Source organism: Kitasatospora sp. NPDC048407 (assembly GCF_043200475.1).
Taxonomy (GTDB): Bacteria; Actinomycetota; Actinomycetes; order Streptomycetales; family Streptomycetaceae; genus Kitasatospora.
Genome location: NZ_JBICXW010000007.1, coordinates 120775 through 145379, shown reverse-complemented (window position 1 = coordinate 145379; position 24605 = coordinate 120775). Strand labels below are relative to the sequence as shown.

Here is a 24605-nt window from a genome sequence, read left to right as displayed (position 1 = left end):
GGCGGGCCGATGGGCCGATGCTTCGCCGATCGCCCCGCGCCCCCGGTGCGGGGCGCGGGGCGATCGGGGCTCAGCCGAGGGTGAGCCCGGGTAGCAGCCCCGGGAGGAGCGGCGGGAGGTTGAGGCCCTGGTTGCCTCCCGGGGGCGCGGCCGGTGAGGCCGACGGGGCCGGAGCGCCGCCCTGGGCCGGCGGGGCGGTCGGCGAGGGCGCGGAGCCGGTGAGGCCGCCCAGCAGGTCGCCCAGACCGGGCTTGGCGGACGGGCTGGCCGACGGGGTGGCCCCCCGCGCGGACGACCCGTCGGCCGGGCCGTTCCCGGTGCCGCCGTTGGCGCCCGTGGTGGTGCCGCCCGGCTGCTGCTGGCCGGCCCCCGTGCCGGAACCGCCAGTGGTTCCGCTGCCGTCGCTGCCCTGGCCGGAAGGCTGCACCAGCCGCAGGGGCGCGACGTCCTCGCTTATGTCGCTGAACAGGCGGTCCACCTTGTCGGCCTGGCCGGCCAGGCCGGACGGCAGCCGGGACTGCAGGGCCGACCAGCGCTCGTCCTGCCCGGCGAAGTCGGCGAGTTGGCGCATCGGGGCGAGCGAGCCGTTGGAGCGGTAGACCGCGCGCAGCAGGGCGCGGCCGCGCAGCGCCTCGGCGTGCATGTCGTCGAGGGCGCGGCGGACCTGGTCGACCGTGGCGGGGCTGAGCGTGTTGCCCGGGTCGGTGCGGCCGACCAGCGACTGCGCCTCGTCGAGCCGGGTGGAGGCCTGCTGGAGGAGCAGGGCGCCGCGCTCGGAGTCGCTGTCGGCCAGGTCGAGGCGCAGCCCTTCGAGGCCGCGCTTCATGCCGTACAGGGCGTCCCCGGGCAGGGCGTTGGTGGAGGCCGCGGCGACCCCGCCGAGGGAGCCGACGGCGACACCCGCGACCAGTCCGCCGATGGCCAGGCGGCGGCCCCACCGGGTGCGGCGGGTGCGCCTGGCGCGCTGGACGGGGAGGACCGCCGTGGGGGCGCCTTCGGCCCACTGCTGTTCGAACGCGGCCATCAGCCGGGCGCGTTGGACCGTCCGCGTCTCGGCGGCGAGCCCGGGGGCGGGGAGCGCGCCGAGGGCGTCGGCCATGGTGAGCAGCTCGGTCATGGCGGTGGAGCCGGCCCGGTGCGCGCCGCTCCTCCGGTGGTCACTCTGGTGGGCCTCCAGCGCCTCGGCGAAGGACTTCGCCCGCCGGTGCTCCAGCACATTTGCCGTCACGGGCCACACCTCCCTTCGTCGTTTTCGACACCGTGGCCCGTCGGTTGGTTGTCCCGACAGGCCGAAACCACACCATCGGGTGACAGCTCGAAATCCCACTTGACTGCGGGCCCGGTGGCGGGATGCACGCTGGCCAACGAGCGGTGTCGGGAGTCGGTTACGCACGACCCCCCTGGCGTATTAAGCAGAGCAGATGACCGTCCCATCACCCGGACGGGCAAGCGCCCGCGCGGGGTTGACGGCGCATCACGGCCCGGGCGATCCGGCGGCCCGCCCGCCGGGCCCGGGCGCGCCGCCAACGGGCGCGCCGGGCAAGGTCGTTCGCGCCGGGGCCTGCCGGGCGAGGGTCTGCCGGTCCGGGGCCTGCCGGTCGGGGGTCTCTCGGGTGTCGCGTCCACGGCCCGCGGATCACCGGGCGTCGGGCGGTAGCAGGCGGGCCAGCGTGCGCACCGCCCGGTACTGCAGCGTCTTGATGGCGCCCTCGTTCTTGCCCATGATCCGGGCCGTCTCGGCGACCGAAAGCCCTTGCAGGAAGCGCAACGTGACGCACTCCTGCTGCTGCGGGTTGAGCCGCCGCACCGCGTCCAGCAGGGCGGCGTTGGAGAGCGACTCCAGCACCGACTCCTCGGGGCTGCGCTCGCACTCGTTGGAGTCGAGCATCTCGCCGGTGGTGACCTCCAGCCGGAACCGGCTGGACTTGAAGTGGTCGGCCACCAGGTTGCGGGCGATGGTGACCAGCCAGGCCCCGAAGTCGCGGCCCTGCCAGGTGAAGGTGCCGATCCGGCGCAGCGCGCGCAGGAAGGTCTCGCTGGTGAGGTCCTCGGCGGTGGCCCGGCTGCCGACCCGGTAGTAGATGTACCGGTAGACGGTGTCGGCGTAGTGGTCGTAGAGCCGCCCGAAGGCCTCGCTCTCGCCGTTCTGGGCACGTTCGACCAGATCGACGACGGGGTTGTGCTCGGTGTCGTAGCCGGGGCCGGCGGGCGCGGTGCGGGTGCGGCCGCGGGTGCCGGGGGAGGGCACGGTCCGGCTGCGCGGGGCGGCGGCGGGGCTGCCGGCGGCGGTGGAGCGCAGCAGTGGCGCGGCGAACGCGGCGGGGGCGGGCGTGGTGAACGCGGGGCCGGCCACCGCGGGTTGGGGCACCAGCAGTTCGAACTCGCGGATCGCGGCCCACAGTCGCTCCAGGCGCACACTGCGGCGGAGGCCGGCGCTCGACGGGCGGGAGGTGGCTGGCGCGTCGTTCCGGACGGGTGGGTACACGGGACTCCCAGAGGCAGAACTGTGGACGGATCACCTCCGCCTGTGCGGAGAGGCACGCCGCATTGACCACCCGTCACGGGGACGTTCGGGGTGGCGTGCATCCAAGAGAGAATAACGCTTTGTGCAATGACAGCTACACCCCGTGGTCGAAGTGGTCGAAGGAAGTCCACTTCTCGCGCAAATTCGGCTGCCGATGACCGGAGTTGACGCCATTTCTCCGGCTCAATGCGACCGCTTGTGCGCACCTGGTGACCGACTGGTGATGGATGGCCCGGGTTTCCCCGGTCGGGGCGTGCCCAACCCACGACTTTGACCGACTGCCGAACGATCACTTCCGGTCACGGCCGCGGCGCCTGCTCAGGGCCTGCCCGGGAGGGTCCGCGGGCATGCCAGGACCACCCGTCGGGGGGCGTGTCGGCGGCGGCGGGTTGACGCCCGGTCAAGGGCGGGGCGGGTGATGCCGGGTCAGGCCCGCTGGCGGCGGCGCATCGCCACCGCGGCGGCGGCCGCCCCGGCCGCGACGCCGAGCGCGGCCGCCGCGGGGATGCCGATCCTGGCTGCCTTGCGCCCGGTGCGGAAGTCCCGCACCCGCCAGCCCATCGCGCGGGCGTGCCGGCGCAGCGCCGCGTCCGGGTTGATCACGTACGGGTGGCCGACCAGGCTGAGCATCGGGATGTCGTTGGCGGAGTCGCTGAACGCGGCGCAGCGGGCCAGGTCGAGGTGCTCGCGGCGGGCCAGGGCCTGGACGGCGGCGGCCTTGGCGGGGCCGTGCAGCATGCCGCCGACCAGCCGTCCGGTGTACTCGCCGGCGCGGGTCTCGGCGACGGTGCCGAGGGCGCCGGTCATGCCGAGCCGGCGGGCGATCAGCCGGGCGACCTCCTGCGGGGCGGCGGTGACCAGCCAGACCCGCTGTCCGGCGTCCAGGTGCATCTGGACCAGGGCGCGGGTGCCGGGCCAGACCTTCTCGGCCAGCACGGGCTCGAAGATCTCCTCGCAGATCCGTTCCAGGTCGGCGGTGCGCTTGCCCGCGACCAGGCCGAGCGCGCTGTCCCGGGCGTCGGCGATGTGCTCGGCGTTCTCGGCGCCGCGCAGCCGGAACGCGGCCTGCTGCCAGGCGAACCGGGCCAGGTCGCGGCGGGTGAAGAAGCGCCGCCGGTACAGGCCGACGCCGAGGTAGAAGATCGCGGCGCCGCGCAGGATGGTGTTGTCGCAGTCGAAGAACGCGGCGGCCCGGACGTCGCCGGGCACCGGGGTGTGGTCGCCCTCGGGGGCCTTGGGGCGGCCCGGTTCCGTACCGTCGGGGGTGAGCTGTTCCTGAGCGGCGTCGGCCGCGGCCTCGCCCGCCAGGACGGTCCGTTCGTCGGTGGAACGCCTCGACCGGGTGAGCCTTCGCAGCGCTGCCATGGGACGAGCATAGTCAGCCGGGACGCCCGCCCCCGTGACCGAGGAGTGCCGCACCGGTGAACGAGGGGCATCCGGGGCGGCGCCGTGAGCGCCTGCACAATGAGTGGGGTGAGCCTGCTGCGACGTGCGAAGAAGAACCCGGCCGACACCACGGTGACGCTGATCGGCAAGCCCGGCTGCCATCTGTGCGAGGACGCCCGGGCGGTGATCCTCAAGGTGGTCGGCGAGCTCGGCGTCGGCTTCGAGGAGAAGGACATCCTGCAGGACGCGGCGCTGTACGAGCAGTACGCCGAGCAGATCCCGGTGACGCTGATCGACGGCCGCCAGCACGACTTCTGGCGGGTGGACGAGAAGCGGCTGCGCAAGGCGCTGGCCTGACTCCCCGGCCGGCGGGCCCCGAGGGCCTGCCCTCGCTCCGGCGGTCCTTCGTAGGCGCTCGACGCCCTCGGCCCTAGGAGTTCCAGCGGCTCCCGGCTTACCATCGAACGGTTGTCCACCGGGGGCCGTGCAAGAGGAGGGCGCGATGAACGGCTATGCCGTCGTCGACGTCGAGGCCACCGGTCGCAGCCCCTGGCGCCACCGGGTGGTCGAGGTCGCCGTGGTGCAGCTGGACGCCGCCCTGCGCACCGAGCGGGTGTTCGCCACGCTGCTCGACCCGGCCGGGCCGGTGGGGCCGACGCACGTGCACCGGATAGCGCAGGAGGACGTGGTCGGCGCACCGCGGTTCCGGCAGATCGCGCCCTGGCTGCTGGAGCTGCTGGCCGACCGGGTGCTGGTCGGACACCACGTGACCTGCGACCGGGCGTTCCTGGAGCGGGAGTTCGCGCGGATCGGCGTGGTGCTGCCGGTGCTGCCGGCGGTGTGCACGATGCGGCTGGCCCGGCGGCTGATGCCGCAGGCGGGCGGTTTCGGACTGTCGGCGTGCGTGGAGGCGGCCGGGCTCGGCTGGTTCCCGGCGCACACCGCGCTCGGCGACGCCCGGGCCACCGTCGAACTGCTGCGCCACTGCCTGCGGCTCGGATCCCCGATGGACGAGCTGGTTCCGGAGGCTGGTCGAGCCGCAGCGGTGCCGTGGCCGCGGCTGGCGGCGGCCCGTTCGGCCCGCGCCCCGGGGTCGGTCCCACTGCTGCGCCGGTGGGCTCCGCTGGGTCCGTGGCCGGCCGGAGCGGAAGGGTCGCGTCCGCTGGTCGGTGCGGCGGGTTACGAGTGATGCGTGTCACTGTTCGGGGACAAATCGGACACCATCTTTGTGCACACGTTCACAAACGCATAGCCTGGCGGTCCAAGCCCAGCTTCACCCACAGGAGCACCGTGGCAATCGGCCGACCCTCACCCCACAGTTCGCAGACGCCCGATCCGGGCGCCGCGCGCCGGACCTCGCGTGCGCGGGGCATTCCGGAGGCGACGGTGGCCCGTCTCCCGCTCTACCTGCGGGCGCTGACCGCGCTGTCCGAGCGTTCCGTGCCGACCGTCTCCTCCGAGGAGCTGGCCGCCGCGGCCGGCGTGAACTCCGCCAAGCTCCGCAAGGACTTCTCCTACCTCGGGTCCTACGGCACCCGAGGCGTCGGCTACGACGTGGAATACCTCGTCTACCAGATCTCCCGCGAGCTCGGCCTCACCCAGGACTGGCCGGTCGTCATCGTCGGCATCGGCAACCTCGGCCACGCCCTCGCCAACTACGGCGGCTTCGCCTCCCGCGGCTTCCGGGTCGCCGCCCTGCTGGACGCCGACCCCAACGTGGTCGGCAGCACCGCCGCCGGCCTGCCGGTGCGGCACATGGACGAGCTGGAGGACATCGTCGTCTCCCAGCACGTCTCCATCGGCGTGATCACCACCCCGCCCGGCGCCGCCCAGCTGGTCTGCGACCGCCTGGTCGAGGCCGGCGTCACCAGCATCCTCAACTTCGCCCCCACCGTGCTGACCGTTCCGGACGGTGTGGACGTGCGCAAGGTCGACCTGTCGATCGAGCTGCAGATCCTCGCCTTCCACGAGCAGCGCAAGGCCGGCGACGAGCCCGCCGCCGGCGACTCGGTGCTCGACCGCGCCCCCGGGCCGGTCCGCGCCGCCGCCGCCAAGCTGCGCCGCGCCGCCGGTGGCGGCAAGGGTGAGCAGGCGAAGAGCACCCCGGCCGCCAAGGGCACCAAGGGCCCCGAGGACGACCTGTCCGCGGTGATGCCGGCGTGAGCACCAACATCCGTCACGACGAGGTGGGGGCATGAGTCTTCTGGTAGTCGGTCTGAGTCACCGGACCGCACCGGTCGGCGTACTGGAGCGCGCCGCGCTCACCGGCGAGAGCCCGACCCGGCTGCTGCACGACGCCGCCGCCTCGGCGACCGTCGCGGAAGCGGCACTGGTCAACACCTGCAACCGGATCGAGCTGTACGCCGACGTGGACAAGTTCCACGCCGGCGTCGCCGAGCTGTCCCAGATGCTCGCCGGGCACAGCGGCGTCGACCTCGACGAGCTCACCCCGCACCTGTACGTGCACTACGAGGACCGCGCCGTCCACCACCTGTTCTCGGTGGCCTGCGGCCTGGACTCGATGGTCGTCGGCGAGGGCCAGATCCTCGGCCAGCTGCGCGACGCCCTGGCCAAGGCCCAGGACGAGCACACCGCGGGCCGCGGCCTCAACGAGCTGTTCCAGCAGGCCCTGCGGGTCGGCAAGCGGGCGCACAGCGAGACCGGCATCGACAAGGCCGGCCAGTCGCTGGTCACCTTCGGCCTGGAGCAGGTCGCCGTCGGCGCCGGCCCGATCGCCGGCAAGCGCGCCCTGGTGGTCGGCGCGGGCTCGATGAGCTCGCTGGCCGCCGCCACCCTGGTCCGGGTCGGCATCACCGACCTGCAGATCGCCAACCGCACCCCGGCCCGCGCCGAACGCCTGGTGGAGATCCTCGGCGGCGCCGCCCGTACCCTGGACTTCGACAAGGTCCCGCAGGCACTCGCCGACGTGGACCTGGTGATCTCCTGCACCGGCGCCGCCGGCACCGTGATCGACGCCGCCGAGGTGGCCGCCGCGGTCGCCGCCCGCAGCGCCGAGCAGCCGCTCGCCTTCCTCGACCTCGCCATGCCGCGGGACGTCGACCACGCCGTGCACCAGCTCGACGGCGCCCTGCTGGTCGACCTGGAGAGCCTCTCCCACGCGCACGCCGCCACCCCCGGTGCGGGCGACGTGGACGCCGTCTCCACCATCGTCGGCGACGAGGTCACCGCATTCGGCCAGGCGCAGCGCGCCGCCCGGATCGCCCCCACCGTGGTCGCCCTGCGCGCCATGGCCTCCGAGGTGGTCCGCAGCGAACTCGCCCGGCTCACCTCCCGGTTGCCCGACCTCGACGAGCGCTCCAGCGCGGAGATCTCGCAGGCCGTCCGCCGGGTGGTCGAAAAACTGCTGCACGCCCCGACCGTCAAGGTCAAGCAGCTCGCCGCCGAACCCGGCGGGGCCTCCTACGCGGAAGCCCTGCGCGAACTGTTCGACTTGGACCCCGCGGCAGTGCACGCTGTCTCCGGCACCCCGACCGGCGACCGGGCCGGGTCCTCGATCCCGGCCGGCGGTATCCCCGCCGCCCAGGCCGCCGTCGCCCCGCCCGCCGGAGCACCCAGATGAACACCCCGTCAGCCCCCCAGCACGACCAGGACGATCACCTCATGAATGGTCCAGAGACAGTGACGCCGCTGCGCCTCGGTACCCGCCGCAGCGCCCTCGCCATGGCCCAGTCGGGCATGGTCGCCGAGGAGGTGGCCAAGATCACCGGCCGCCGGGTGGAGCTGGTCGAGATCACCACCTACGGGGACGTCTCCCGGGAGTCGCTGGCGCAGATCGGCGGCACCGGTGTGTTCGTCTCCGCGCTGCGCGACGCCCTGCTGGAGGGCCGCATCGACCTGGCCGTCCACTCGCTCAAGGACCTCCCGACCGCCGCCCCCACCGGGCTGCTGCTGGCCGCCGTCCCCGAGCGCGAGGACGTCCGGGACGCCCTGATCGCCCGCGACGGCCTCACCCTGGCCGAGCTGGTCGGCAAGGCCGACGGCCGCACCGTCCGGATCGGCACCGGCTCCCCGCGCCGGATGGCCCAGCTCAACGCCTGGGCCCGGGCGCACGACGCCGACCTCGAGACCGTCGCCATCCGCGGCAACGTCGACACCCGCATCAACTTCGTCACCTCCGGCGAACTCGACGCCGTGGTGCTGGCCACCGCCGGCCTGAACCGGCTCGGCCGCCACGCCGAGATCACCGAGCACCTCGACACTGCGCTGATGCTGCCCGCCCCCGGGCAGGGCGCGCTCGCCGTCGAGTGCGTCGACCCGACCCTGGCCGCCGTGCTGTCCCGGCTCGACCACGTCCCCACCCGGGCCGCCGTGGTCGCCGAGCGCGCCCTGCTGGCCACCCTGGAGGCCGGCTGCTCCGCGCCGGTCGCCGCGCTGGCCACCTGGGCCGGCACCGAACTGCGCCTGGAGGGCGTGGTCGGCACCACCGACGGCGCCGAACTGCTCAAGATGTCCGCCAACGGCCCGCTCGTCCTCGACGAAGCCGCCGAGGAGCAGGCCGCGGCCCTGGGCCGCGCCCTGGCCACCCGGCTGCTCGACGCCGGAGCGGCCGACCTGATGGGGGAGCGCGCCCGATGACCGCCGCCGGATTCCACCCGCCCGCAGGGCGCTGCACCTTCCTCGGCGCCGGCCCCGGCGACCCCGGACTGCTCACCCTGCGCGCCGTCGACGTGCTCAGCACCGCCGACGTGCTGATCGCGGACCCGCTGACCGCCGCCGCGGTCCGCACCCACTGCCCCAGCGGCGTCCAGGTGATCGACCCGGCCGACGCCGGCAAGGAGCTGTGCGACCTGGCCGCCGACGCGGTCCGGGCCGGCCGCCACCTGGTCCGCACCGTCGACGGCGACCCCGGCCTGGACGGCTGCGCCGCCCAGGAGATGCTGCGCTGCGCCAAGGCCGGCGTCCCGTTCGAGGTCGTCCCCGGCGTCGCCCAGTCGGTCGGCGTGCCCGCCTACGCGGGTGTCCCGCTCCGCGGCGACCAGGGCGCGGACGTCCGGTTCGTGGACGGCGAGGCGCTGCTCGGCGGCCAGCTGGTCGACCTCGGCGCGCCCGAGACCACCCTGGTGGTGCGCACCACCCTGGGCCAGCTGCCCGCGACCGCGAACGCCCTGGTGGCGCACGGCCGCAAGCCCGACGCGGCGCTGTCCGCGACGCTCTCCGGCACCACCACCCGCCAGCGCACCTTCACCTCCACGCTGGCCGCCATCGCCGCCGACCTGAAGGCCGCCCGGGTGCTGCCCTCGCCGGTCTCCGCCCCGGTGGACCCGGCGACCTCGGTGATAGCCGTGGTGGGCCAGCAGGTCGCCCACCGCGCCTCGCACTCCTGGTTCGAGACCAAGCCGCTGTTCGGCTGGAACGTGCTGGTGCCGCGCACCAAGGAGCAGGCCCACGGCCTGTCCGAGCAGCTGCGCTCGTACGGCGCGGTGCCGCAGGAGGTGCCGACCATCGCGGTCGAGCCGCCGCGCACCCCGCAGCAGATGGAACGCGCGATCAAGGGCCTGGTCACCGGCCGCTACGAGTGGATCGCCTTCACCTCGGTGAACGCCGTCAAGGCCGTCCGGGAGAAGTTCGAGGAGTACGGGCTCGACGCCCGCGCCTTCGCCGGCATCAAGGTCGCGGCGGTCGGCGAGACCACCGCGCAGGCGCTGGTCGACTTCGGCGTGAAGCCCGACCTGGTGCCGTCCGGCGAGCAGTCCGCCGCCGGCCTGCTGGAGGACTGGCCGCCCTACGACCCGGTGTTCGACCCGATCGACCGGGTGCTGCTGCCGCGCGCCGACATCGCCACCGAGACCCTGGTGGCCGGCCTGGTCGAGCTCGGCTGGGAGGTCGACGACGTGACGGCGTACCGGACGGTGCGCGCCTCGCCGCCGCCGGCCGAGACCCGCGAGGCGATCAAGGGCGGCGGTTTCGACGCGGTGCTGTTCACCTCGTCCTCGACCGTCCGGAACCTGGTCGGCATCGCCGGCAAGCCGCACAACGTGACCGTCATCGCCTGCATCGGCCCGGCCACCGCCAAGACGGCGGAGGAGCACGGCCTGCGGGTCGACGTGATGGCCCCGGCCCCGTCCGCGTCCGCGCTCGCCCAGGCGCTGGCCGACTTCGGGGCCAACCGCCGGGACGCCGCCACCGCGGCGGGCGAGCCGGTCTACCGGCCGAGCGAACGCCGCCCCGGTTCGCGCCGCAAGGCGCGCTGACCCTCTGTCGGGGGAGGCCGACCAAACCTCCCCCGGCGTCTTTTTCGTGACTCAGGGAGCCTTCGAAGTGTCCGCCGAATTCCCGTCCGTCCGCCCGCGCCGCCTGCGCTCCACCCCCGCGATGCGCCGCCTGGTCGCCGAGACCCGGCTCCACCCGGCCGAGCTGATCCTGCCCGCGTTCGTCCGCGAGGGCATCGCCGAGCCGAAGCCGATCACCTCGATGCCCGGCGTCGTCCAGCACACCCGGGACACCCTTCGCCGGGCCGCCGTCGAGGCCGCCGAGGCCGGGCTGGGCGGCATCATGCTGTTCGGCGTCCCCGAGGTGCAGGACGCGGTCGGTACCGAGGGCACCAACCCCGACGGCATCCTGCAGGTCGCCATCCGCGACGTGGTCTCCGAGGTCGGCGACGCCCTGGTGGTGATGTCCGACCTGTGCCTGGACGAGTACACCGACCACGGCCACTGCGGCGTGCTCGCCGAGGACGGCTCGGTCGACAACGACGCCACCCTGGAGCGCTACGCCGAGATGGCCGTCGTGCAGGCCGAGGCGGGCGTCCACCTGGTCGGCCCGTCCGGGATGATGGACGGTCAGGTCGCCGTCATCCGCCGCGCCCTGGACGACGCGGGTTACCAGGACACCGGCATCCTCGCCTACACCGCGAAGTACGCCTCCGCGTTCTACGGCCCGTTCCGGGAGGCCGTCGGTTCCTCGCTCAAGGGCGACCGCAAGACCTACCAGCAGGACCCGGCCAACGCCCGCGAGTCGCTGCGCGAGCTGGAGCAGGACCTCGCCGAGGGCGCGGACATGGTGATGGTCAAGCCCGCGATGGCCTACCTGGACGTCCTGCGCCAGATCGCCGACGCCTCCCCGGTGCCGGTCTCCGCCTACCAGGTCTCCGGCGAGTACTCGATGGTCGAGGCCGCCGCCGCCAACGGCTGGATCGACCGCGAGCGCACCATCCTGGAGACGCTCACCTCGATCCGCCGGGCCGGCGCCGAGCAGATCCTCACCTACTGGGCCACCGAGGCCGCCCAGCTGCTGCGCTAGCACAGGAAGGGGCGCGGGGAACTGCGCGGCAAGCGCAAGGCCGGTCCGCAAGGTCGCGATCAAGAGCAGGTCACTGTCCTGCGTTGCGATCTTGCGGTTGGGTGCCTTCCGCTGCGCGCAGTTCCCCGCGCCCCTGTTTTCGCGTCCGTCGGCCTTTGCGCCGGCGGCTTTCGCGGGGTCAGCCGATGGCGATGATGCCGCCCTCGCCGCCGCCGATCGCGGTGGAGGTGGCCCAGCCGTAGCGGCCGCCCGCGGTGAAGATGTGGTCGGTCGCGGCGAAGCCCGCTCCGTGGCCCGCGATGAAGGGCTCGTGGGCGGTGATCACGCCCTCCTCGCCGCCACCGGCAGCGACGTGCGCACAGGCGGGGGAGGCGATGCCGGCCAGGGCGAGCGCGGCGACGGTGGTGACGACGGCCTTGCCCAGCTTGCTCTTCATGAGAGTTCCTCTCTGCGTCGGGTGGTGTCTCTACGTCAACACGGGGGTGCGGCTGGCGGGGCGCTGCACGCGCCCGCCGGTGCTCCGATCACCCGGTCGCGCCGCGGACGAACGGATGGGGGTACGGCCGGAGACACGGAACCGCCGGGCCCGGGGCTGGCCCCGGACCCGGCGGTCGGCTGTGACCGGGAAGATCAGCCGATCAGGTGGCTGACGCCACCGTCGCCGGCGGTGGCGGTGTTCTGGCCGATGTCGCAGGTCTGCTTGGCACCGTTGTTGAGCGCGTCGACCTCGACCGGGACGACGATGCCGATGAGGGCACCCACGCCGATGTTGTGGATGTCGGGCAGGCAGATGTTCGGGTTGTCCAGCACGTGGTTGTTCGGGCTGTGGTTGCCGTGGGTGCCGGTGGCGTTGGTGCCGCCGTCGCCCTGCAGGGAGACGGCGGAGCCGTCCGCGTCGCCGATGGCCATCGCGGGGGAGGCGGACATGGCGAAACCGGCGGCGACGACGCCGACGGCGGCGAGAGCCTTCTTGATCATGGGGTCATTCCTTTTCGGATCTGATGGAGTGGAGCAGCGCCCCTTGCGCGTGGCTCGCGCCGGGGCCACCGCCCGGCCGGGGGAACGGCGCGGGCGGATCGTGGGGCGCGGAGCGGGAGGCTCCGCGCCAGGGCGGTGACGGGACGTCAGCCGACCAGGTGGGAGACGCCGCCGTCGCCGCTGCCGACGGTGCCCTGGCCGACCACACAGGTCTGCTTGGGCTCGTTGTTGAGCGCGTCGACCTCGACCGGGATGGCCACGCCCAGCACTGCCACGCCGATGTTGTGGATCTCCGGCAGGCAGATGTTCGGGTTGTCGGCGAAGTGGAAGTTCGGGCTGTGGTTGCCCCAGGTGCCGCTGGAGTTGGTGCCGCCATTCCCCTGGATGGTGGCGGCCGAACCGTCCGCGTCGCCGATCGCGACGGCGGGGGAGGACACTGCGGCCAGCGCGGCGGCGGCCAGGCCGACGGTGGCCAAAGACTTCTTGAGCATGGTCGAGATACCTCTCTGAAATACCGTTCGAGGGGTGCTGCCCCGTCGTCGTCGGGATCAAAGAATGGCGAACAGGAAAGTTACGGGGGCGGAGAAAATTCGTCGAGGATCATCGATTTCTCCGCGCGCCAGTCGGATTATTAGGCCGTTCCGGTTAACTGCCGCTATCCGGGGGGAGGTGGCTCGTTCGCCAGGATGTGCGCGACGCACCCGAAGTACCTCCCGGGCTGCTGGCGGCACGAGAAGTCATACGGAATGACCGACGTACCGAATTACCGGATACCCGAACGAACGGCGAACACCATGAAGCTCTCCAAGCGGGCCGCGGGCGCCCTGCTGCTGGCGGTCGGCGCGGGCGTGGCGGCGACGCAGGGCGTGGCCCAGGCCGCGGCGAAGACCCCGGCCGAGGTGGCCGCGCTAGAGGACGGACTGGCCACCAAGCAGGTGCCGTTCAGCATTCCGCTCAGCACGCCGGACTCGCCGCTGCCGCTGCTCGCGGACGGCGGCGAGATCCACGGCGGCATCCCGTCCTCGCCGCTGCTGCCGCCGAGCGGGACCGGCCAGAGCCCGACCGAGCCGATCCCGGACCACGTGCTGCCGGCCCTGGGCGGCACCAAGCTGGGCCCGTCGCTGGGCGCCACGCTGCCGCTGCCCGAACTGGACCAGGGCGCGCGGCTCGGCAGCCTGGACCTGGACGCGCCGCCCGCCCCGCTGAACGTGGCCGGCCCGGCGGTCGGCCTGGGCCGGCCGGTCAGCTTCGTGCAGGGCGAGAGCGGCCGGCTGACCGACGCCGCACTGACGCTGGACAAGGTGGACCCGCACCTGGTGACCGCCCCGGTGCAGGCCGTGCCGGGTGCCAAGGCCTCGCTCGGCGGCGAGCAGGACCAGATCTCGGTCACCGACTCGGTGAAGACGCTGGCCGGCACCACCACCGCCATGACCGGCGAGATGCTGAACCAGGCCAACCCGGCGCAGACCCTCACCGGCGCGCTGGACCAGTCGCAGATGTGACGCGGCACCACCACTCGTTCGTACGGCCCGGTTGCTCCGTGTGGAGCAGCCGGGCCGTACGGGTGTCCGGGGACGTCAGAGCGGCAGCGCGTTGAGCAGCGGGCCGGCCAGCGGGAGGTCCTTGGCCCCGCCGCCGGCGGACAGCGGCTTGGTGACCGTGCCGGTGCCGATCGGGCCGGGTCCGTTGTCGGGGATCACCGTGACGCCGTTGTTGAACACGTCCGCACCGGATCCGGCCCACGGGTCGAGCCGCAGGTCCTTGGCCGGGGCGACCGCGTAGCCGAGCGCGGAGGTGGTGCCACCGAGCGCCGCCTGGGCGTCGGCGGGCTGCAGGTGGGGGGCGGGCAGCGGGAGCCCGGCGAGCTGGTCGGTCTCGGCGTGCGCGGTCTGGGCGGTGAGGCCGCCGAGCAGCAGCGCGGCGCCGAGCGCGGCCAGCGCTCCGGTGGTCGTCCGGGACATCGGCCATTCCTTCGGGGAGGGGACTTCGGGGTGACAGGTACGTCGGGTTAACGAGTCGCCGGGGCGCTGGGTACTCCGAGGCGACGAGTACGTGGGTGCGGCGGGGACGAGCACTGCCCCCCGGCCGGTGGCCGAGGGGCAGTGTGCGCGGGGCTGGCGATCGGCCGGGACCGGTCAGTCGCAGTCCTCGTCCACCGGCTCCTGGTGGTGGTGGTGCCCGTGGTGGTGCTCGTGCTCCGCCGGCGGCTCGGAGTGCTCGTGCTCGGCCGGCTCGCCGTGCTCGTGCTCGACCGGCGCGGCCACGGGCTCCACACCCTCGGTACCGCCGTCGCCGTTGATGCAGGTGTTGCCGAACGCCGGGTTCAGCAGGGCGATGATGCCGATCGAGTTGCCGCAGACGTTGACCGGGACGTGGACCGGGACCTGGATCAGGTTGCCGGAGAGCACACCGGGGGAGTTGGCGGCGACGCCCTCGGCCTCGGCGGAGGCGTTGGCCAGGCCGGCCGAGCCGAGGACCAGGCCGGCGGCGGCGACGGTCAGGACCGCGGCCTTCTTGAAGTTGCGCATGAGGGGTTGATCTCCTAGATCGCAGCGGGGAGTTGGTGTGCCGCGTGGCGCGGGCGTACGGCGCGGTACGGCGTCGGGCGGTTCAGCCGCCGTTGATGCAGGTGTTGCCGAAGGCCGGGTTCAGGATGCCGACGATGTCGATCGTGTTGCCGCACAGGTTGATCGGGATGTGGATCGGAACCTGGATGTCGTTGCCGGAGAGCACGCCGGGGGAACCGGCGGCGACGCCCTCGGCCTCGGCGGAGGCGTTGGCCAGGCCGGCCGAGCCGAGGACCAGGCCGGCGGCGGCGATGGACAGGACCGCCGCCTTCTTGAAGTTGCGCATGGCTCTTTCTTCCTCACGTTCTGCCCGACTGTGGAAGGTCGGGTGTCGGGCGATTGGCATCATCGCCCGCTGTTTTCCGGATGCGCCGTGAATGTCACTCACGCGGCTCAAGACCCGCGTGTCGCCCGTGGCTTGGGCGGTGCGTGCTGCGTCGGGGGTGCGCCGGCGGCTGTTCACGTCAGCGGGGTTCGCCAGGAAGAACGAACCAGTACGGCGGGGGAAACGGTCGAGTTCGCCGATCGTCCGGGCCGTTCACCCGAATGCTGCGGTTACGCCGGACGGGTGATTGTCCGAAGAGCATCGCAACTGATTCGGAGTGGCTTCGTTGGCTGAGTGCACGTCCCGTGTGCTTCCTTCCGGTAGCCCCGGCGCGGCAATTGGAAGATCTGATTTATCGAGGAGACTCAAATGAGCATCAAGAAGGCCGCCGCTGTCGGCGCCGCTGTCGTGGGCATCGTCGCCGCCGGTGCGGGTTCCGCCATGGCGAGCAGCGAGGCCGAGGGCGTCGCCGCCGGTTCCCCCGGTGTCGTGTCCGGCAACCAGGTCCAGGTCCCGATCCACATCCCGGTCAACCTGTGCGGCAACTCGATCGACATCATCGGCCTGCTGAACCCGGCGTTCGGCAACACCTGCGTCAACGGCGGCTGACGGCACCCGCTGGTTGATCAAGCCGTCGTCCACATCCTCCTGGTGGGGTGTGGGCGGCGGCTCAGCTGCGTTTGCGGGCCGAGCTCCTGACGGGCCGTCGCGGTGCCGTAGCCGTTCGCTCCGCGAGTCTTGTTGTGTTACCTGTCAGTACCTAGCATGTGAGCCTGCCTCATGTTCGCCGGGTTCCGGCCCGGTTCCCCCATGCTCCGCGCCGCCCGGCACCCGCCGGGCGTACCCCCACCCCCGCAAGGAGTCATGAGTGTCCAGGACACCAATGGTCCGCCGCAGGTCCCCCGCCCTGCTCGCCACCGCCGCGCTGCTGGCCGCCCTCGGCCTCGGCTCCGGCCTCGGCACCGCGGCCACCGCCCAGGCCGCCTCGCCCAGCGCGGGCAAGCCCGCCGCGATCGTCGCCCTCGGCGACAGCGCGATCTCCGGCGAGGGAGCCGGCACCGACACCAACGACGACTACGTCACCGGCACGGACAGCCCCACCAACTACTGCCACCGCTCCACCAAGTCCGAGATCTTCGTGACCCAGCTCCCCGGTGTCACCCCGATCGACCTGGCCTGCTCCGGCGCGCAGACCGGCGACCTGGTCAGCGACCCCGAGCTGGCGAAGATCACCGGACCGGGCAGCGGCGACTTCGGCGAGGCCAAGCAGGACGTCCAGCTGGCCGCCACCGCCGCCAACTACGACGTGAAGATGGTCGTCGTCACGATCGGCGCGAACGACGACTTCGAGTTCGCCGGCATCATGATGTCCTGCCTCGCCCAGTACTTCCCGATCCCGCAGTCCCAGGGCTGCCGGGACACCATCGGCAGCGCCGAGATCACCCGGCGCGCCGCCGGGGTCAAGCCCAAGGTGACGGCCGCGCTCACCAACATCCGCAACACCATGCGCAAGGCCGGCTACTCCGACGACTCCTACCAGCTGGTCTACCAGTCGTACTTCAACCCGATCACCCCCGACATCCGGCGCAACGACTACGTCGGCAAGGTCGCCGACGGCTGCCCGGCCTTCCCCGAGGACCTCGCCTGGGGCCACAACTGGGTCGTCCCCACGCTCAGCGACGCGCTGCGCGACGCCGCCTCCGGCGTGCCGGGCGTGCGCTACCTCGACCAGCGGCGGGTCGCCTTCGGGCACGAGGTCTGCGCGGAGTGGACCAGCTCGCCGTACGAGTACACCAACGGCGACGTGATCGACCTGTCGGAGAGCACCCGCAACGGCTGCGACAGTCCGATCTCCATCCCCGGCCTGTGCATGAACAACGTCCGCCAGTCGTACCACCTGCGGGTCGCCGGCTACGCGGCCGAGGCGGCCTGCCTGCGGCAGTTTTACCAGCAGGCCGGGCTCGGGCAGGCGTTCTGCTCGCTCAACCAGCAGAACACCACCTCGATCACCGCGCTCACCCCCGGCAAGCCGTTCCCGGACACCCCCGAGGACGGCGCCTGGTACCAGCTCACCAACCAGGCCAACGGCAAGGCGCTCGACCTGTCCGGCGGCGGCACCTACGGTGACTCCACCAACGGCCGCCCCGCGATCACCTATCCGGCCACCGGCGGGCTGAACCAGTCCTTCGTGTTCGAGATCAAGGCCGGCGGCTCCTTCGAACTCGACTTCAGCGGCAACCGCAACATGTGCCTGGACGTGTCCGGGGCCTCCACCGCGCCCGGTGCCAAGATCCAGCAGTGGGGCTGCAACGGTGGCGGCAACCAGCACTGGCTCCTGCAGCCGGTCGGTGACGGCACTTACAAGCTGGCCGACTCCCAGGACGCCACCAAGCTGGCCACCGCCACCACCCAGACCGACGCCCAGGGCAACCCGCTGGTGCAGCTGGCCGCCGACAACGGCTCCGCCGCGCAGCACTGGCAGCTGACCAAGCTCGGCATCGTCTACCTGCACGGCTGATCCTGCCTGCGGGCCGGCGGCTCGCCGTCAGCCCGCACCCAGTCGGGCGGCCGCACCCGGTGGCATCGGGTACGGCCGCTCCGGCGGCAGCAGCGCCGCGTCCCTGGTGGCGTGCAACTCGTGGGCCTGCGGCGTCAGGTCCTCGATCCGTACCAGCCACTCCCCGGCATAACGCCGCACCAGCTCCCCGCTCAGCCCCAACTGCAACGACCGGTGCGGCAGCGGCTGCAGGTGCAGATCCCGCTCCGGATCCCACTGCACCCGGGCCGGACTGCGCCGCAACGCCCGCTGCCACTCCGCCTTCGACGCGTGCAGCCCCGGCTCGTACCCGCTCAGCACCGCCGCCTCCAGCGCCGCGTCGAACCCCTGACGCGTGATCACCACCCCGACGATCCGCTCCTGCCCCGGGCTCCGCGCCCAGTCGCTGCGGTACATCAGCCAGCGGAACGACGGCTTGATCCACGTCATCCGATCCCGCGAGAACGCCTCCGGCCACCGACCGTCGGCCACCGCCGGGTCCGCGATCTCGGGCCGGAACGCCTGGTAGACCGTCACCGTCTCCTCGTCGTAACGGGCTCTGATCTGCTTCTTCGGTACCTCGTCCATCCGGCCATCCTGTCCGTCGGGGCCGCCGCGCGCCCGCGAATATTCGGTCAGGTCGCGAAGACAGGGGCGCGGGGAACTGCGCGAGGCGGAAGGCACTCGTCGGGAAGATCGCGACGCATGGCGATGACCTGCACGTGCTCGGGACCTGACGGACCGATGAGCGTTTGTCGCGCAGTTCCGCCAGTATCGGCGCCATGGACCTTCTCGCCCAGCTCGACCCCGTCGGCCCGCTCACGCCCTTCGCGCCGGACCGGGTGGCCGTCGAGTCCTGGCTCGGGGTGCGACTGCCGAGCGAGTACTGGGAGTTGACGCGGTACGGGACGGTGGTGATCGGCGGGGAGATCGCGCTGTACGCGCCCACCCGGGAGCAGCTCGGGGCGCTGGCGTGGTCCAAGCACGACCTGCGGGTCGAGCTGCGTGAGGCGGGAGTCGTCCCGCCCCGCCTGTATCCGGCGCCCGGCGGGCTGCTGCCCTGGGGGAGCGTCGTGAACGGCCGGACGTTCCTGTGTTGGAACACCGCTGATCCGGATCCGGACCACTGGACGGTGGTGCTGTGCGCTCCGACCCGGCCCGAGCCGCTGCTCGACTCGGGGCTGACGTTGGCCGCCTTCCTGGAGACGGTGATTCTCGACCGGGTCGGCCACCTGGGCCCGCTGCCGGCCACGGTCGCGCCGTCCTGGCAGCAGGACGTTCGGTGGAGCCCGTCGCCGCGCCGTGAACTCACCGGGGACGAACGCGAGTTCGCGTTGCGCGGGCCGGCCGGGCTGGCCGCGTTGCGGCTTCTGGTGCCGCCCCCGGAGCGGCCGATTGCGGACCCGTTGGGTGCCCGACTGCCTTCCGATTACCGGGAGTTGATGGCGTTGTACGGCAGGGGCACCTGGTCGGAGTGGTTGGGGCTGCCTTCGCTGTCGCGCGGGTTGGACGCCCCGGCGGACGGCTTCCTGGTGATCGGGACGAGCATCGACGCCGACCGGCTGGGCTGGCTGGTCACCGGCGCGGACCCGGACACCTGGCCGCTGGTGGTCCGGCCCCGGCACGTGTGGGGTGAAGTGCCGCTGTCGGGTGGGCTGGTGGCGGTGCTGGTGGGCTGGCTGCGGGGGGAGCTGGACGTGCCCGGACTGCCGGGGCTGGATCCGGAGGACGACCCGTTCGAGTGTGCGGGGTTCGAGCCCTGGTGACGGTGGCCGGGTTGATTCCCTGCACTGGTCTAGTCCTGTCGTTGACAGCGGTGGCGGACCGGGCCGACCATGTGAGCCGTCCCACAGTGCTCTGCCTGGAGGTTCCCGTGACCAGCCCTTCTGCGGCCGACTTCGTTGCTGCCGCCCATGCCGCCATCGACAAGGTCAGCAGCTCGCAGGCCGGGGAGGTGGCGCGGGCCGCTGAGCTGATCGCGGATGCGCTGGCTGCGGACGGCATTGTGCAGGCGTTCGGTACCGGGCACTCCGAGGCGTTTGCGATGGAGATCGCCGGGCGGGCCGGCGGGCTGGTGCCGAGCAATCGGATCGCGCTGCGTGATGTGGTGCTGTTCGGCGGGCGGCCGGTGGAGATCCTGTCCGGCTCGGAGCTGGAGCGTGGTACCGAATCCGCCGCGATGCTCTGGGAGTTGACCGACCCGCACCCGGCGGACGTGTTCATTCTGGCGTCCAACTCCGGCGTCAACGGCTGCGTGGTGGAACTCGCCCGGCTGGCGAAGGAGAACGGCCACCCGCTGATCGTCGTCACCTCGGCCGAGCACACGGCGGGTGTTCAGCCCAAGCACCCGTCCGGCCTGCGGCTGCGCGACTACGCGGACGTGGTGCTGGACAACGGCGCGCCGTTCGGTGACGCCGTGCTTCCGATGGCGGGCGGCGGCCGGGCCTGTGGTATTTCGTCGATCACGGCCGCGCTGCTCGGTCAGCAGATCGTCGCCGAGGTGATTCGTCGGGTCGAGGAGAGCGGCGGCGTTCCGCCCGTCTACCTGTCGGCGAACATTCCCGGCGGCGACGAGCACAACAACAAGCTGGAAGCGCTGTACGCCGGCCGCATCCGTCGCACCGCATGACCGGCACGCCGCTGGTGCTCGGCCTCGACGTGGGCGGCACCAGCACCCGAGCGCTGGTCGCGACCCTGGACGGGCAGATCCTCGGCACCGCGCACGGTGCCGGGGGCAACCCGGTCGCGCACGGCGCGGAGGTTGCCGTCCGGGAGATCGGCGGGGCTGTGCGGGCCGCGCTGGCCGGGCTCGATCCGGCGCGGGTGGCGGCGGGTGTGATCGGTCTCGCGGGCGGTTCGCTCGCTCCGCCGGAGGTGCTGGCGCTCTGGCCCGCCACCGGACTGACCATCACACCGCGCCTGGTCGGCGACGCCGAACTCGCCCACGCGGCCGGGACCGCCGCCGCCGACGGCACCCTGCTGCTCAGCGGCACGGGCGCGATCGCCGCGGAGATCCGCGACCACGCGCTGCGCCGCACCGCCGACGGCCACGGCTGGCTGCTCGGCGACCGCGGCTCCGGCTTCTGGCTGGGGCGCGAAGCGGTCTCCGCCGCGCTCACGGCCGTGGACCGCGCGCTGCCGTTCGACGGATCGTCACTTGAACTGCCCGGCCTGGCGGGTGCGATCGCCGACGCGCTGGTCGGGCCCGGCGGCCTGGGCCGCGAGCCGCGTTCCGCGCTGATCGCCGCCGCCCACGCCGAGGCGCCGGCCCGGCTGGCCCGGTTCGCCCCGATCGTCCTCGACCGGGCGGCGACCGGTGACCCGGTGGCGCTCGCCCTGGTCGACCGCGCCGCCGACCACCTGATCGACACGCTCGCCCTGGTCCGCGAACCCGACTCGTCGCTGCCGCTGGTGCTGGCCGGCGGTCTGCTCGCCTCCGAGACGCCGCTGGTCGCTCACCTGCGTCCCCGGCTGGCCGCGCGCTGGCCGGACGCGGAGGTCTTCACCGCCCGCAACGGCGCCGGTGCCGCCGCCTGGCTCGCCGCCCGGACCTTGGGCCACGGAACGGAGGAGCTCCACGGCCGCCTGACCGCGTGAGTGGTCGAGCGGGCGTCAGTGGCAGGTCATGGCTCCGGGCCCGACCCGGTCGGCCGGGGTCTTCCGCGGGACGCCCTCCTCCGGGCTCCGATCGGGCCCCCGGTGTTCCTTCGTGCTCCGGTGCCGGGCCGGCCACCACAGCCGGTCGGCCCGCCCGGCCGGGAGGGCTATCTCGGCCCACACCCATTTCCCGGTACGCTTGCGGATCACCCCGTGGGCGAGGGCGAGTTCGGCGATCAGCAGGATGCCGCGGCCGGACTCGGAGTCCCGGTCGGGGCGCCCGGCCATCGGGACGGTGGGGGCGGTGTCGTAGACCTCGATGACGGCCCGGTGGTGCAGCGGGTCGGCGTGCACGCCGACGGTGACGATCGGGCCGGACGCGTGGCGGACGGCGTTGCCGAGCAGTTCGGAGGTGACCAGATCGACGGTCAGTTGGGTGTCCTCGTCCAGGGGCGTGCCGCCCCAGGCGGTGATGAGCGCGCGGACCCGGCGGCGTCCGGCGGCGACGGTGGCGGGCTCGCGGGGCAGTGAGAACCATCGACGGTGCACGGACATGGTGGGCTCCTCACGCGGTTTCGTTCGATGAACGCTGGTGAAACGCCCATGAACGGGAGACTCGGCAGCCGATATGAGGGTATGTCAGATTGCAGCATCTCTAGACAAGCTGAAATCTCTAGAGATGTCAATGCATCGGGGGGCGTACCGTGCGTAGGATGTCTAGAGAAGGGAAGGAAGCCCGCCGCCATGACCAGTCACCCCCGCGCCAGCCAGCCCAAGTACCAGCGGATCGCCGAGGATCTCAAGCGCGACATCGACTCAGGCCGCTACCGACCGGGTGACCGGCTGCCGGGCGAGAACGATCTGATGGTGACGTACGGCGTGGCCCGGATGACGGCCCGCCAGGCGCTCGGCGTGCTGCAGACCGAGGGGATCGCGGAGGCCCGCAAGGGGGTGGGGGTCTTCGTCCGGGAGTTCCGGCCGATAAGGCGCCGCGGCATCCAGCGGCTGTCCGACCGGAACTGGGGCGGCGGCTTCTCGGTCTGGTCGACCGACATAGCGGCCCGCGAACTGACGGTGGACCAGCTGGCCGTCACCGAACGGGAGGTGCCCGAGCAGATCGCCGCCGTCCTCGGCCTGAAGCCGGGCGAGTCGGCCTGCGTGCGCAGCCGCCGCTTCGTCCTGGACGGCAAGCCGGTGCTGCTCTCCGAGTCCTACCTGCCGGCCGCGCTGGTGGCGGGCAGCCGGATCACCGACCCGGACACCGGCCCCGGCGGCACCTACGCCCGGCTCGCCGAACTCGGCCACAAGCCGGTGCACTTCCAGGAACACATCCGCTCCCGGATGCCCGCCGGCAACGAGGCCGAGCGCCTCGCCCTCGCGCCCGGCACGCCGGTCTTCCTGGTGAACCGCACCGCCTTCGCCGAGGACGGCCAGGTGGTGGAGTTCAACGAGATGGTGCTCGACTCGGCCTCGTACATCCTCGAATACGACTTCGACGCCTGAGCATCCACAGCCGACGGGCAACTGGGCACAGTTGTCCACAGGGCTGTGGACAAGTCCGCTACCCGTGGTTTCGACGGAACTCGATCCGTCTGGACCAATCAGGGGTGGAGGGCGTGCCCGGCGGGCCGGGGGCGGTGGGTGGTGGCGATGGCGGAGAGGTCGTGCTCGGCGAGGGCGGGGTCGGCGAGCAGGGTGGTGCGGGCGGCCTGGAGGACGGGTCCGCCGTTGGCGAGGGTCAGGTCCTTCGCGGCAAGGCGGATCGGGAAGTCGGCCTCCGTGCTCCCGGCCCGGGCCATGATGCCGGCGAGCGGGCCGGCGGACAGCGCGCGACGCGCCAACTCCTCGGAGACGCCCAGCTGTTCGGCGACGGTGAGCGCCTCGCCGACGGCGGTCACCGACGCGACGACCGCGCCCATCACCACCAGCTTGAGCGCCGCACCCGCGCCGGGGCCGCCGCAGCGGAGGACCCGGCCGAGGCGTTCCAGGACGGGCTGGGCCCGGTCCAGATCCGCCGCCTCGCCGCCCGCGTACACCACCAGGTCGCCGGTCGCGGCGGGACCGACGCTGCCCAGCACCGGGGCGTCCACCATCGTGACACCGTCCGGGAGTTGAGCGCGCAGCCCGGCCGCGGCCTGCGGGCCGATCGAGGACATCTCGATCCACAGCGTGCCGGGCTCCACGGCCGGGAGGAACCGCTTCGCGACCTCGGCCACCGCCGCCGGGTCGGACAGCATGGTGACGACGACCCCGGCGCCGCGTACGGCCTCCGCCGGGGCGGCGGCCTCGCTGAGGCCCTCGGCCCGGCCCGGTGTGCGGTTCCACACCGCCAACTCGGGTGTGGCGCCCGCGAGTCGGCGGGCCATCGGGAGGCCCATCCGGCCGAGTCCGAGAAAGGCAATGCGCTCCGTGATCTCCATGGCCGCCACGCTAGGGGCGGCCCAGACAGGCGACAAGCGAATGTCTCGCATGGTAGCCATGTCGAATGGACATGGCTTGGCTCGACGTCTTCCGCACCGCCGCCCGGCTCGGCTCGTTCACCGCGGCGGGGGAGCAGCTGGGGTTCACCCAGTCCGCGATCTCCCGCCAAATCTCCACGCTGGAAGCCGAGTTCGGCGTCCCGCTGTTCGACCGGCTGGCCCGCGGAGTGCGGCTCACCGAGCACGGGCAGGCCCTGCTGCCGCACGCCGAAGCGATGCTGGACCGGCTGGACGGCACCCGCCGCGACCTCACCGCGCTGACTCAACTCGCCTCCGGCCACCTCCGGTTGGGCGCGTTCGACAGCGCCAACGCGGCCCTCGTCCCGGCCGCGCTGGCCGCGTTCCGGGCCGCACACCCCGGCATCGCGCTCACCCTCACCGAGGGGCTGTCCGCGCAGCTGCTGGAACTGCTCGCGGAGGGCGCGATCGACCTCGCACTTGTCACCGCCTACCCGGAACACCCGTACGACACCGAGCAGTTCGAGCTCCACCGGATCGCCGACGACCCGGTGCTGGTGGCCCTGCCGCGCGGACACCGGCTGGCCCGGCGCCGCCGCCTGCGACTGGCCGACCTCGCCGAAGAGCCGTGGATCACCGCCAGCCGCCGCATCGAGACCACCCTGCTCGCTGCCTGCGCCCGCAGCGGCTTCCAGCCCCGGGTCGAGTACGAGGTGGCCGGCTGGACGGCCAAACTCGGCCTGGTGGCAGCCGGGTTGGGCATCACCCTGATCCCGTCCCTGGCCGCCCGCGCCGCCCGCCCGGACCTCGCCCTCGTCCCGCTGCACCCGGACGACACCCCGGTCCGCCACGTCCACACCGCCATCCGCCGGGGCCACCGACCCGCACCGGCGGTCACGGCCTTCCTCCCCCTGCTGCGCGCCGCAGCCGCCGAGTGACGGGGTGGTCAGGCCGTCTCTCCTCCAGGGGCGCCCACAGCGGCGGCTGGACGGCC

General features: G+C 73.0%; 27 protein-coding genes. 15 read left to right on the top strand and 12 right to left on the bottom strand.

Annotation, left to right across the window (positions count from 1 at the left end; translation table 11 throughout):
• Window positions 1–70: 70 nt before the first annotated feature.
• The 3 genes from ACGFWJ_RS16275 to ACGFWJ_RS16265 all read right to left on the bottom strand — a co-directional run bounded on the left by ACGFWJ_RS16275 (window position 71) and on the right by ACGFWJ_RS16265 (window position 3889).
• Window positions 71–1228: a DUF5667 domain-containing protein gene (locus ACGFWJ_RS16275; protein WP_392949691.1), complete on the bottom strand. Its 1158-nt coding sequence runs from the start codon at window positions 1226–1228 to the stop codon at window positions 71–73.
• A 408-nt stretch (window positions 1229–1636) separates the two neighbouring features.
• Entirely contained in the window at window positions 1637–2485 is an 849-nt protein-coding gene (locus ACGFWJ_RS16270; RefSeq protein ID WP_392949688.1) for an ECF subfamily RNA polymerase sigma factor, BldN family, read from the bottom strand.
• 465 nt (window positions 2486–2950) lie between these two features.
• On the bottom strand, window positions 2951–3889 hold the full coding sequence (locus ACGFWJ_RS16265; RefSeq protein ID WP_392949685.1) for an HAD family hydrolase: 939 nt from the start codon (window positions 3887–3889) through the stop codon (window positions 2951–2953).
• Between the two features lie 99 nt (window positions 3890–3988).
• Here ACGFWJ_RS16265 and ACGFWJ_RS16260 point away from each other — a divergent pair, with 99 nt between their 5' ends.
• From ACGFWJ_RS16260 to hemB, 7 genes are all read left to right on the top strand, one after another.
• On the top strand, window positions 3989–4267 hold the full coding sequence (locus tag ACGFWJ_RS16260; RefSeq protein ID WP_387644174.1) for a glutaredoxin family protein: 279 nt from the start codon (window positions 3989–3991) through the stop codon (window positions 4265–4267).
• 145 nt (window positions 4268–4412) lie between these two features.
• On the top strand, window positions 4413–5099 hold the full coding sequence (locus tag ACGFWJ_RS16255; protein WP_392949682.1) for an exonuclease domain-containing protein: 687 nt from the start codon (window positions 4413–4415) through the stop codon (window positions 5097–5099).
• A 101-nt stretch (window positions 5100–5200) separates the two neighbouring features.
• Complete coding sequence (locus ACGFWJ_RS16250; protein ID WP_387644179.1) at window positions 5201–6073, top strand: redox-sensing transcriptional repressor Rex; 873 nt, start codon at window positions 5201–5203, stop codon at window positions 6071–6073.
• Window positions 6074–6104: 31 nt separating this feature from the next.
• Window positions 6105–7490: a glutamyl-tRNA reductase gene (locus ACGFWJ_RS16245; protein ID WP_387644182.1), complete on the top strand. Its 1386-nt coding sequence runs from the start codon at window positions 6105–6107 to the stop codon at window positions 7488–7490.
• Between the two features lie 41 nt (window positions 7491–7531).
• Entirely contained in the window at window positions 7532–8506 is a 975-nt protein-coding gene (gene hemC, locus ACGFWJ_RS16240; RefSeq protein ID WP_387644185.1) for a hydroxymethylbilane synthase, read from the top strand.
• Window positions 8503–10122 (top strand): uroporphyrinogen-III synthase, encoded by a 1620-nt coding sequence (locus ACGFWJ_RS16235; protein ID WP_392949679.1) that lies wholly within the window; start codon window positions 8503–8505, stop codon window positions 10120–10122. Before hemC ends, ACGFWJ_RS16235 begins: the two co-directional genes overlap by 4 nt.
• A 67-nt stretch (window positions 10123–10189) precedes the next feature.
• A complete protein-coding gene (gene hemB / locus ACGFWJ_RS16230; protein ID WP_392949676.1) occupies window positions 10190–11170 on the top strand; it encodes a porphobilinogen synthase in 981 nt (326 codons plus the stop codon).
• 178 nt (window positions 11171–11348) lie between these two features.
• On the opposite strand, the gene ACGFWJ_RS16225 is transcribed toward hemB, so the two are convergent.
• The 3 genes from ACGFWJ_RS16225 to ACGFWJ_RS16215 form a co-directional block, all read right to left on the bottom strand.
• Entirely contained in the window at window positions 11349–11606 is a 258-nt protein-coding gene (locus tag ACGFWJ_RS16225; protein WP_387644194.1) for a hypothetical protein, read from the bottom strand.
• 194 nt (window positions 11607–11800) lie between these two features.
• Entirely contained in the window at window positions 11801–12148 is a 348-nt protein-coding gene (locus tag ACGFWJ_RS16220) for a rodlet layer protein (RefSeq protein ID WP_387644197.1), read from the bottom strand.
• A gap of 146 nt (window positions 12149–12294) precedes the next feature.
• A complete protein-coding gene (locus ACGFWJ_RS16215) occupies window positions 12295–12639 on the bottom strand; it encodes a rodlet layer protein (protein WP_387644199.1) in 345 nt (114 codons plus the stop codon).
• A 255-nt stretch (window positions 12640–12894) separates the two neighbouring features.
• Here ACGFWJ_RS16215 and ACGFWJ_RS16210 point away from each other — a divergent pair, with 255 nt between their 5' ends.
• A complete protein-coding gene (locus ACGFWJ_RS16210; RefSeq protein WP_387861042.1) occupies window positions 12895–13650 on the top strand; it encodes a hypothetical protein in 756 nt (251 codons plus the stop codon).
• 75 nt (window positions 13651–13725) lie between these two features.
• On the opposite strand, the gene ACGFWJ_RS16205 is transcribed toward ACGFWJ_RS16210, so the two are convergent.
• From ACGFWJ_RS16205 to ACGFWJ_RS16195, 3 genes are all read right to left on the bottom strand, one after another.
• Complete coding sequence (locus tag ACGFWJ_RS16205; RefSeq protein WP_387644205.1) at window positions 13726–14109, bottom strand: hypothetical protein; 384 nt, start codon at window positions 14107–14109, stop codon at window positions 13726–13728.
• Between the two features lie 174 nt (window positions 14110–14283).
• Window positions 14284–14676, bottom strand: a complete 393-nt coding sequence (locus ACGFWJ_RS16200) for a chaplin (protein WP_392949670.1) — start codon at window positions 14674–14676, stop codon at window positions 14284–14286.
• Between the two features lie 82 nt (window positions 14677–14758).
• Window positions 14759–15001, bottom strand: a complete 243-nt coding sequence (locus tag ACGFWJ_RS16195; protein WP_387644209.1) for a chaplin — start codon at window positions 14999–15001, stop codon at window positions 14759–14761.
• Between the two features lie 408 nt (window positions 15002–15409).
• Between ACGFWJ_RS16195 and ACGFWJ_RS16190 the strand changes: the two genes are divergently transcribed.
• Window positions 15410–15649 (top strand): chaplin, encoded by a 240-nt coding sequence (locus ACGFWJ_RS16190; protein WP_380471543.1) that lies wholly within the window; start codon window positions 15410–15412, stop codon window positions 15647–15649.
• A 259-nt stretch (window positions 15650–15908) separates the two neighbouring features.
• Complete coding sequence (locus ACGFWJ_RS16185) at window positions 15909–17558, top strand: RICIN domain-containing protein (protein ID WP_392949667.1); 1650 nt, start codon at window positions 15909–15911, stop codon at window positions 17556–17558.
• Window positions 17559–17585: 27 nt separating this feature from the next.
• On the opposite strand, the gene ACGFWJ_RS16180 is transcribed toward ACGFWJ_RS16185, so the two are convergent.
• Window positions 17586–18164: a DUF4291 domain-containing protein gene (locus ACGFWJ_RS16180; protein ID WP_392949664.1), complete on the bottom strand. Its 579-nt coding sequence runs from the start codon at window positions 18162–18164 to the stop codon at window positions 17586–17588.
• Window positions 18165–18358: 194 nt separating this feature from the next.
• Here ACGFWJ_RS16180 and ACGFWJ_RS16175 point away from each other — a divergent pair, with 194 nt between their 5' ends.
• The 3 genes from ACGFWJ_RS16175 to ACGFWJ_RS16165 all read left to right on the top strand — a co-directional run bounded on the left by ACGFWJ_RS16175 (window position 18359) and on the right by ACGFWJ_RS16165 (window position 21173).
• A complete protein-coding gene (locus ACGFWJ_RS16175) occupies window positions 18359–19342 on the top strand; it encodes a hypothetical protein (RefSeq protein WP_392949661.1) in 984 nt (327 codons plus the stop codon).
• Between the two features lie 107 nt (window positions 19343–19449).
• On the top strand, window positions 19450–20205 hold the full coding sequence (locus ACGFWJ_RS16170; protein WP_387861052.1) for a sugar isomerase domain-containing protein: 756 nt from the start codon (window positions 19450–19452) through the stop codon (window positions 20203–20205).
• Window positions 20202–21173 (top strand): N-acetylglucosamine kinase, encoded by a 972-nt coding sequence (locus ACGFWJ_RS16165; protein ID WP_392949658.1) that lies wholly within the window; start codon window positions 20202–20204, stop codon window positions 21171–21173. Before ACGFWJ_RS16170 ends, ACGFWJ_RS16165 begins: the two co-directional genes overlap by 4 nt.
• A 15-nt stretch (window positions 21174–21188) precedes the next feature.
• Here ACGFWJ_RS16165 and ACGFWJ_RS16160 read toward each other — a convergent pair whose 3' ends face one another.
• Window positions 21189–21728 carry an ATP-binding protein gene (locus tag ACGFWJ_RS16160; RefSeq protein ID WP_392949656.1) on the bottom strand — a complete coding sequence of 180 codons (540 nt, stop codon included), beginning with the start codon at window positions 21726–21728 and terminating at the stop codon, window positions 21189–21191.
• A 189-nt stretch (window positions 21729–21917) separates the two neighbouring features.
• Here ACGFWJ_RS16160 and ACGFWJ_RS16155 point away from each other — a divergent pair, with 189 nt between their 5' ends.
• Window positions 21918–22676 carry a GntR family transcriptional regulator gene (locus ACGFWJ_RS16155; RefSeq protein ID WP_392949653.1) on the top strand — a complete coding sequence of 253 codons (759 nt, stop codon included), beginning with the start codon at window positions 21918–21920 and terminating at the stop codon, window positions 22674–22676.
• 98 nt (window positions 22677–22774) lie between these two features.
• Here the strand turns inward: ACGFWJ_RS16155 and ACGFWJ_RS16150 are convergent, their stop codons facing one another.
• Window positions 22775–23593: an NAD(P)-dependent oxidoreductase gene (locus ACGFWJ_RS16150; RefSeq protein WP_392949650.1), complete on the bottom strand. Its 819-nt coding sequence runs from the start codon at window positions 23591–23593 to the stop codon at window positions 22775–22777.
• A 65-nt stretch (window positions 23594–23658) separates the two neighbouring features.
• Between ACGFWJ_RS16150 and ACGFWJ_RS16145 the strand changes: the two genes are divergently transcribed.
• Complete coding sequence (locus tag ACGFWJ_RS16145; protein WP_392949647.1) at window positions 23659–24549, top strand: LysR family transcriptional regulator; 891 nt, start codon at window positions 23659–23661, stop codon at window positions 24547–24549.
• Window positions 24550–24605 lie beyond the last annotated feature (56 nt).

What these genes read in the sequence shown, in the direction of transcription:
- ACGFWJ_RS16200 (WP_392949670.1), bottom strand. Translation starts at nt 14,676, where the DNA reads ATGCGCAACTTCAAGAAGGCCGCGGTCCTGACCGTCGCCGCCGCCGGC.
- ACGFWJ_RS16175 (WP_392949661.1), top strand. Translation starts at nt 18,359, where the DNA reads ATGGACCTTCTCGCCCAGCTCGACCCCGTCGGCCCGCTCACGCCCTTC.
- ACGFWJ_RS16235 (WP_392949679.1), top strand. Translation starts at nt 8,503, where the DNA reads ATGACCGCCGCCGGATTCCACCCGCCCGCAGGGCGCTGCACCTTCCTC.
- ACGFWJ_RS16195 (WP_387644209.1), bottom strand. Translation starts at nt 15,001, where the DNA reads ATGCGCAACTTCAAGAAGGCGGCGGTCCTGTCCATCGCCGCCGCCGGC.
- ACGFWJ_RS16145 (WP_392949647.1), top strand. Translation starts at nt 23,659, where the DNA reads ATGGACATGGCTTGGCTCGACGTCTTCCGCACCGCCGCCCGGCTCGGC.
- ACGFWJ_RS16245 (WP_387644182.1), top strand. Translation starts at nt 6,105, where the DNA reads ATGAGTCTTCTGGTAGTCGGTCTGAGTCACCGGACCGCACCGGTCGGC.
- ACGFWJ_RS16260 (WP_387644174.1), top strand. Translation starts at nt 3,989, where the DNA reads ATGAGTGGGGTGAGCCTGCTGCGACGTGCGAAGAAGAACCCGGCCGAC.
- ACGFWJ_RS16210 (WP_387861042.1), top strand. Translation starts at nt 12,895, where the DNA reads ATGACCGACGTACCGAATTACCGGATACCCGAACGAACGGCGAACACC.
- hemC (WP_387644185.1), top strand. Translation starts at nt 7,532, where the DNA reads ATGAATGGTCCAGAGACAGTGACGCCGCTGCGCCTCGGTACCCGCCGC.
- ACGFWJ_RS16215 (WP_387644199.1), bottom strand. Translation starts at nt 12,639, where the DNA reads ATGCTCAAGAAGTCTTTGGCCACCGTCGGCCTGGCCGCCGCCGCGCTG.
- ACGFWJ_RS16255 (WP_392949682.1), top strand. Translation starts at nt 4,413, where the DNA reads ATGAACGGCTATGCCGTCGTCGACGTCGAGGCCACCGGTCGCAGCCCC.
- ACGFWJ_RS16160 (WP_392949656.1), bottom strand. Translation starts at nt 21,728, where the DNA reads ATGTCCGTGCACCGTCGATGGTTCTCACTGCCCCGCGAGCCCGCCACC.
- ACGFWJ_RS16190 (WP_380471543.1), top strand. Translation starts at nt 15,410, where the DNA reads ATGAGCATCAAGAAGGCCGCCGCTGTCGGCGCCGCTGTCGTGGGCATC.
- ACGFWJ_RS16225 (WP_387644194.1), bottom strand. Translation starts at nt 11,606, where the DNA reads ATGAAGAGCAAGCTGGGCAAGGCCGTCGTCACCACCGTCGCCGCGCTC.
- ACGFWJ_RS16265 (WP_392949685.1), bottom strand. Translation starts at nt 3,889, where the DNA reads ATGGCAGCGCTGCGAAGGCTCACCCGGTCGAGGCGTTCCACCGACGAA.
- ACGFWJ_RS16220 (WP_387644197.1), bottom strand. Translation starts at nt 12,148, where the DNA reads ATGATCAAGAAGGCTCTCGCCGCCGTCGGCGTCGTCGCCGCCGGTTTC.
- ACGFWJ_RS16150 (WP_392949650.1), bottom strand. Translation starts at nt 23,593, where the DNA reads ATGGAGATCACGGAGCGCATTGCCTTTCTCGGACTCGGCCGGATGGGC.
- ACGFWJ_RS16205 (WP_387644205.1), bottom strand. Translation starts at nt 14,109, where the DNA reads ATGTCCCGGACGACCACCGGAGCGCTGGCCGCGCTCGGCGCCGCGCTG.
- ACGFWJ_RS16155 (WP_392949653.1), top strand. Translation starts at nt 21,918, where the DNA reads ATGACCAGTCACCCCCGCGCCAGCCAGCCCAAGTACCAGCGGATCGCC.
- ACGFWJ_RS16180 (WP_392949664.1), bottom strand. Translation starts at nt 18,164, where the DNA reads ATGGACGAGGTACCGAAGAAGCAGATCAGAGCCCGTTACGACGAGGAG.
- ACGFWJ_RS16165 (WP_392949658.1), top strand. Translation starts at nt 20,202, where the DNA reads ATGACCGGCACGCCGCTGGTGCTCGGCCTCGACGTGGGCGGCACCAGC.